The following is a 4,803-nucleotide window of genomic DNA, read 5'->3' as shown; positions in this document are numbered from 1 at the left end:
CCGCAGCTCCTGCACCAGTCGAGTCAGCTCCTCGACTTGACGCTCGAGCTCCGCGATGCGCGCATCCTTGGGGTCGACCTCGGCCACGACACGCCGTGTCCCATGCCCCACGCCGCGTCAGCGAGCGACGAGCCTACCGTCGGCTGCTGGCCTGCTCCTTCTTCAACCGCTCATCCCACCTGAACGCTTACCCTGGCGGGGCCCGGTGGCGAGGTGCTCGGCCCGAGGCCTGGGCACAGGGGCCTTGGCGCGGCCGCGGTGGGCCAACTGGCCCGCTTCACGCAACACCCGGTAGAAGCTCGCCTCGCTGGCCACGTACTCGCCCCTGTCCGCCAGCCTGGGGACAATCTGCTTGGGCGAGGCGTCCCGGAACTCCTCGCTGTTGGCCACCGCCAGGATGCGGCGTCGCTCCACCTCGGACAGCCGGTTGGCCGGCCGGGTATGCGGACCGCACCGCCTGTCCTCCGCCGTGGCTGGCTTCCTCCAACGCTGAATGGTGCGCGGGACGACTCCGAGCCGAGCGCAGATGGCCTCCAGACGCACGCCCTTCTCCAGCGCCTCGTCGACGAGCGCGAGCGTCATTTCTCGCACGTCTCGTCCGCTGCGTCGTCCTCGTCGCCCGAGTCCTTCTCGTCCCAACCCATCGCCTGAAGTTTTTTTTCGAGCACCAGCAGAGCGGCCGCCTCAGCCAGCGCCTTCTCCTTGCGGCGCAGCTCGCGCTCGAGCTCCTTCACTCGCTTCTCCGACACAGCCAGCCGCCGTCGCTGACCGGCCGTCAGGGCCCCGGACGGCGCCTCCTTCGTGCCCTGGGAGAGGGCTCCAGCGGCAGCCGCGCGCCACTCAGCCAGTTGCCCCTCGTGCAGCCCCTCTCGGCGCAGCAGCGCTCCCAATGCCTCACCCGCCAGTCCATGCGCCTCCGCCAGCACGCGCATCTTCTCCTCGGGCGTCCACTTCTTGGGGCCGACGGGCTTCTCCTCGGGCGGGGGCGTCATGGCCGCCAACTTATTCGCCTCCCGCAACCACTGCGACAGCGTCGGCTGGGAGACTCCCACCTGGCGGGCCAACGCCGCGGCACTCACCGCGCCGGGGCCCACCATCCGCTTCACCATCTGCGCTTGAATACATCCGTGTACGACACTGCGTCCTGCCTGCTCTCGCCCCCTGGGCGTTGTCAGCTCGGCAGGTCAGCCGAGGCGACATCTTCCCTGACACAGGGGGCTTGAACAGCCTGCGCACCCATGCCACTCAAGGCTTGCGGTAGTTTAGTCGTGTCAAGAGATCAAGATCCTCCGCGTGGTTTAAGAGAGCGCCCAAGAAGCGACGCCAGAGCGGCTCATCGACAGGCAACCGATCTGACTCCTTTAAACCGGGTACGAGCAGTGATAGCCGGGGCAACTCTCGATCGGAAACAGTTCCACCGGCATGAACGATGCAGTTGCGGGCAAGAAAGGCGGACTTCAGGTCTTCAATATCCAAGTCATGCTCCGAACCAAACGAGCAAATGTCTAGTTCGAGCGCATCATCGATATCTTCGGGTCTTTTCTCATAAGAGCCATTGATGATGTTCTTCGCCTGCTTCTCGGTGGGCTTGTTCGGCTTGAAGACTTTGCGCGACGGAAGTTCACGCACCAGCGTCTTGAGAAGGAATTCCTCGTAAAACGTTACAGCATCGACCAGGCACAGATAATGGAGGCGCCTTGGTTGTTCATCGAGTCGCCGGTCGAACTCCGTTAGGTTGACGTTCAGATGTGCAGCGATGGCTGGCTCAAGGAAGTCCGCTGGGAGCACGGCCGTTGGTGGTCGCAACCTCCGCAAAGAATCGAACCCTGCTCGGGCACCCCAATAGAAATCGTTGATTTCCGAAATGGCTTGCTTAAAAGACTTGAGTGCTTCGGTGATGGGTGGGCGCGCAGTGCGTGCAGGCAAGGTAGGGCGTTTTGACATCGCAACAGCCTAAAGTCTGCCGGTGCATAGGGCTAGAGGAAAAGAGTGCGCGCAGCAGGCGCTTTGGAATCGCGATCCGAGCCACTTGGATTACTAGGCGCTTTAGGCAGATCAGCAGATGTCGATCTCAAGCGTTTGTGCAAGGCGGGATAGACGACGCAGGGCACCAGAGTTTGGAGCGGGTGCACACGGGAGGTCGGCGGGCAAGATGGAGAACGCCTCGTAGTGGAGTATGGTCTCCACGGGCCAGCCTTTCTGCTCCCAGGATGGATCATAGTCACAACCATCGAATCGGACCCATACGTGCGCACGGGGAATCTCAGGATCTGAAATTAGCGCTCCCGATGGTTCGCGTATGGGTGGGAGCGCGAATCCCGCCACGAGTGAGCATGGGTGATCTGGCAATCGATCCATCACGAGTCGAACCAACTTCAAGCTGTTGCTGTCGCAAAGCCAGCCTCCGAAGGTTAGACCCTCCTCCTGCGCTAAAGTCCGTAACTCAGGAGGGAATTTGTGAACTTGGACGAGTTTTAGCTGCGTCAGGTCATTGAGTTTTTTGGTCTCTTTACGGTCCATGACACACCCCTAATTTATTTCCGCAGGCTATCAGCCCTGTTTGTGCGTTCAGGAAGTTAACTCGCGTGGGCTTAGACGGTACGCAACAGCCTCGGATCCTCTGGATGCTCCAAGATGACGGGCACGACGTACATCGGCGGCACTGTGGCGCTGACGTAGTGGAGGGCTGTGGTCCGGGTGCTGCTGTGGTTGAGAGCCTGGGCGACGGCCTCCAGGGGCAAGCCACCGCCCTTCGGGCTGTGGGTGCTACCCCGCTCGACCAGCCACGTTGCGAAGCTGTGCCGGATCGCGCCGAAGTGGACGAACTCCAGTCCAGTGCGCGCACACACGCGCTCCATGGCCTCGCGGATGGTCTGCCGATCCGGCGCTGAACCCCGGGCTTGAAGACGCTGGGCGGCGGCGAGTCCCTGTGCATCCAGCGAAAGGGTGAACCGCTTCCCGGTCTTGTGCTTGAACGTGACGGTGGCGGCGATCTCGCCCTGGTCCTTCAGAACCGCGATCTTGCCGTCACCGCGCGCGAGCCGGTTCACCTCGGTGCCGTGCATCTCGGTCTTGGCCTGGAGGCACAGCACGTCGCGGATCGCCTGCGAGCCGAGGGCCGCGTAGAGCTTCTGGACGTGCTCGATGCTGTAGCCCTTGAGTTCGTGGTTCCGGCGGGCAGGGGGGACCTTCAGGAAGCGCCCGGGGTTCACCATCGGGTCCAGCTCGCCCGCGTCCTGAAGGAACGAGGTGAAGGACTTGAAGACGATGATGCGCCACTTCTTGCCGGTGTCCCAGGTGGCCAGGATCTTCTTCAACGCCGGTCCGGTCACCGCGCGCAGGTCCTTGTCCGCGAGCGCCGTTGCCCACGAGGCCAGGTAGCTGCGCGTGCTCTTCATGTACTCGTCGGACCTGCCGCTGGCCTTCAGGTGCTGGAGGAACCGCCGGGCACGGTCCTCGTCCAGGAACACCGCCTGCGCGGCGTCCTCCTGGGCCTGCTGGGCCTCGTCCTGGCGCTCCTGGCTCGCGGTCCGGTACGCAGCCGGGTTGCGGCGGAAGGCCGCCAGCTCGGCCAGGGCCTCGGCCTCGCTCCGTACGTCCAGCGTGACGTTGTACGCGACCCCGGCGACCGTCTTGCGGATGATCCAGCGCGTGCTTCCGTCGGTGGCCGTGTACGTGCGGCCCCCGATCCACTTTCCGCTCCACTTCAGCATGCGCAGCTCCCGTACCCCCTACTTGGGTAAAACTTGGGTACGAGAGGTAAAGGAGGGCGGGTCGTCCCGCAACCCGATCAGGGCCGCGTCAGAAAAGCCCAAGGAAAACATGGCGGTAGGGCACGGGAATCGAACTCGCCAGGGACGCCTCTCAGCGCCCCTCACCGGTTTTGAAGACCGGGCCGGCCACCAGGTCCGGAGGCCCTACCGTCTGCGATTACGCCGGACCCTCCGGACCCCGTCAACCGCGGTCCACGGGCTCACCGCGCCTTCTACGCCCGTCCCGCCTTCAACCCCGGCAAGCCCTTCACCAGCGTCGTCACCAGCACCTGCGTCAGCTCCTCCGCCGGTGTGCCGGGAAACCCCGTGCACGTGAGCCTCAAGCTCACGATGCCGTGAACCCCCGCCCACAGCACCTCCGCGAGCTGCTCCGGCTTCGTGCCTGCCTCCAGCCTCCCGGCCGCCAGCAGGTTCACGAACACCTGCACCAGCACCCCGAAGGACCTCGGCCCCGCGCTCTCCGGGTTATCCCCGAACAGCGCCGTGGAGAGCTTCGGGTCCTCCATGAAGATGAGCCGGTACGTCTCCGGGTGCTCCAGGCCGAAGCGGACATATGCCTCCGCCAGCTTGGGCAACCGCTCCAGCGGGTCCTCCACCTGGGCCGCGGGCTCCAGCGTTGCAAGCAGGTCCTGGAAGCCGCGCACGCACAGCTCCTTCGCGATGGCCTCCCGGTTCTCGAAGTGGAGGTAGAGCGTCGCCGGCGCGTACTCCACCGCGTCCGCCAGCTTGCGCATCGAGAGGGCAGGGAAGCCCTCCTTCACCACGATGTCCCGGGCGACTCGCAGAATCTGCTCGCGCAGCTCCGCCCGCTGTCGCTCCTTCCGCTCCGCAATCCCCATGTTCCCAGTGTAGGCCTTGACCAACTGAACGGCCAGCAGTAGATGAACGGCGTTCATGAACGGTGTTCACAAACCACTCGCCGTTCGGAAGAGGGAGCAGGACATGGGCACGGTCGCGTTGTTCGGCGCCTCGGGTGTCATTGGACGCAGCGTCGCGCAGGCGCTGCGAGGGCAGGGGCGGGGCTACCGCG

6 protein-coding genes and 1 tRNA gene are annotated in these 4,803 nt (G+C 64.4%); 1 reads left to right on the top strand and 6 read right to left on the bottom strand.

Annotation, left to right across the window (positions count from 1 at the left end):
* Window positions 1–162: 162 nt before the first annotated feature.
* Window positions 163–582, bottom strand: coding sequence for a helix-turn-helix domain-containing protein (locus G4D87_RS33790; protein WP_163786800.1), 420 nt, complete (start codon window positions 580–582; stop codon window positions 163–165).
* Window positions 579–992, bottom strand: coding sequence for a transposase (locus G4D87_RS33785; protein WP_163786799.1), 414 nt, complete (start codon window positions 990–992; stop codon window positions 579–581). The genes G4D87_RS33790 and G4D87_RS33785 overlap by 4 nt, the downstream gene beginning before the upstream one ends.
* Here G4D87_RS33785 and G4D87_RS40070 point away from each other — a divergent pair.
* Window positions 991–1,119: a hypothetical protein gene (locus tag G4D87_RS40070; RefSeq protein ID WP_275902322.1), complete on the top strand. Its 129-nt coding sequence runs from the start codon at window positions 991–993 to the stop codon at window positions 1,117–1,119. The genes G4D87_RS33785 and G4D87_RS40070 overlap by 2 nt on opposite strands.
* A gap of 126 nt (window positions 1,120–1,245) precedes the next feature.
* Here the strand turns inward: G4D87_RS40070 and G4D87_RS33780 are convergent, their stop codons facing one another.
* The 4 genes from G4D87_RS33780 to G4D87_RS33765 form a co-directional block, all read right to left on the bottom strand.
* Entirely contained in the window at window positions 1,246–1,926 is a 681-nt protein-coding gene (locus G4D87_RS33780; protein ID WP_163786798.1) for a hypothetical protein, read from the bottom strand.
* A 665-nt stretch (window positions 1,927–2,591) separates the two neighbouring features.
* Window positions 2,592–3,713 carry a tyrosine-type recombinase/integrase gene (locus G4D87_RS33775; RefSeq protein WP_163786797.1) on the bottom strand — a complete coding sequence of 374 codons (1,122 nt, stop codon included), beginning with the start codon at window positions 3,711–3,713 and terminating at the stop codon, window positions 2,592–2,594.
* A 110-nt stretch (window positions 3,714–3,823) separates the two neighbouring features.
* A tRNA-Sec gene (locus G4D87_RS33770) sits at window positions 3,824–3,922 on the bottom strand.
* A gap of 63 nt (window positions 3,923–3,985) precedes the next feature.
* Complete coding sequence (locus G4D87_RS33765) at window positions 3,986–4,612, bottom strand: TetR/AcrR family transcriptional regulator (protein ID WP_240358825.1); 627 nt, start codon at window positions 4,610–4,612, stop codon at window positions 3,986–3,988.
* Window positions 4,613–4,803: the final 191 nt, after the last annotated feature.

The organism is Myxococcus vastator, assembly GCF_010894475.1.
GTDB classification, from domain to species: domain Bacteria; phylum Myxococcota; class Myxococcia; order Myxococcales; family Myxococcaceae; genus Myxococcus; species Myxococcus vastator.
The sequence above is the reverse complement of the archived record's forward strand: the minus strand, read 5'-3'. Positions and strand labels throughout refer to the sequence as shown.